Raw genomic sequence first — 1,507 nt, forward strand, 5'->3', positions numbered from 1 at the left:
TGCACTCGAACACGTTCTTGCGCTGCTCGTCGGTGAGCCATTCGATGCTTTCGATCACCGGCTTCATGTCGTCGTAGTCGCGTCCGGAGATGGGGTCGCGCGCACTGCCCGTGCCGGGCTTTTCCGTGCCGAACAACACGTTGTCCGTACCCGCCACCTTGAGCAGCAGTTCGATCGATTCCTTCGAGTAATTGCAGGTGTCGAAATAGAGCTTCCTGAGCTGCTCGTCGAAGGTTTCCGGATGGTTGCGGCGCACCGCCCACGAGCGAAACCGTCCCATCTGGTAGGGAATGGCGCCCCCGCCGTGGCCGACCACGATCTTCAGGTCCGGAAATTTCTTGAACACCTCCGAGTCGAGCAGCGAGATGACCGCGATGTTCTCTTCGTTGATGAACTTCAGCGTGTACGACTCGCGCGGGCTGCAGCTGCCGGCGGAGTGGATCAGTGCGGCCACGTCAAGCGCGGTCATCGCTTCGTACAGCGGGTACCAGAACGGATCGCCGAGCCCCGGCGGCGTCGGGCCTTCCGATTCGGTCGGGTCCGGGTTCAGCAGACAGCCCACGAAACCCAGTTCGTTGACGCAGCGCTCGAGTTCCGCCACGACGCGAACCGCCGGCGATTCGCTCATGAACTGCGGGAGGCCCGCCACGCCGCGGAAGCGGTCCGGGAACATTCCGACGTAGCGCGCGATCAGGTCATTGCAGTGGCGCGACCAGAGTTCGGTCACGCGCGCGGGCTTGACCGAGTGCATCTGAAGGTAGGGGCGCGGCGAGATGAACTGCATGTCTGTGCCGACCGAGTCCATGCTACGTACGAGTTCTTCAGCGACCTTGCGCAGCGAAGCGTCCGACACGTTGGGTTGGGTCGACGGGTTGGCGCGGCCGCCAACCAGTTCCGCCATGTAGCGGAAGCTCTCGGGTGGCATGACGACGTGGGCGTGGGAGTCGATGATCAAGTTGGAACCTCTGGAGGTAAGTGGAAAAGGATACGTTGGATGGGTCTGCCAGGACGGCTAGGCGACAACGGCGAGGGTTACTAGCTGCAGCGCCATGCCGTGCTGCAGGTCGTGCACGACGATATGGCGTGCTGGCCGCTGTGCCGGGTCAGGCCAGCACGCGAGCCAGTGCGCGTTGATGTGCTCACGGACCGAATCGTCTTTTATGTACACCGTGAGCTTCACCACGTCCGCGAGCGTCGCGCCGGCCGCGTCGAGAAAGAGCTTGAGGTTGTCGAAGGCGAGCCGCGCCTGGTCAACGGGCTCGGTGGCGAGGCGCCCGGTCTCCGGATCCTTGCCGGCGATCGCCGACGAGCACAGCACGTTGGCGACGCGAGCGCCGACTGGGATTGGGGCGTTGTGTGCGAGACCAGGGACATCGATCGAACGGGGCATGATTTCTCCGCATGGCTGGTTGAGGACGGCTCGGTTTTTCAGTCCGCACCGAATTCGAAAAAGTGGCGCGGTACCGCCGCGAGGAACTCCGAGAAGCCAGTCGTGCCTGCCGGTACG

At 63.4% G+C, this 1,507-nt stretch carries 2 protein-coding genes; both read right to left on the minus strand.

Annotated features, from left to right (window positions below; all coding sequences use genetic code 11):
* On the minus strand, window positions 1-955 hold a 955-nt coding region (locus WCA53_RS17175), incomplete at its 3' end, for an amidohydrolase family protein (RefSeq protein ID WP_423912944.1).
* Between the two features lie 57 nt (window positions 956-1,012).
* Complete coding sequence (locus WCA53_RS17180) at window positions 1,013-1,390, minus strand: RidA family protein (RefSeq protein ID WP_423912946.1); 378 nt, start codon at window positions 1,388-1,390, stop codon at window positions 1,013-1,015.
* Window positions 1,391-1,507: the final 117 nt, after the last annotated feature.

It is taken from the genome of Caballeronia sp. (assembly GCF_049581465.1).
Lineage (GTDB): Bacteria > Pseudomonadota > Gammaproteobacteria > Burkholderiales > Burkholderiaceae > Caballeronia.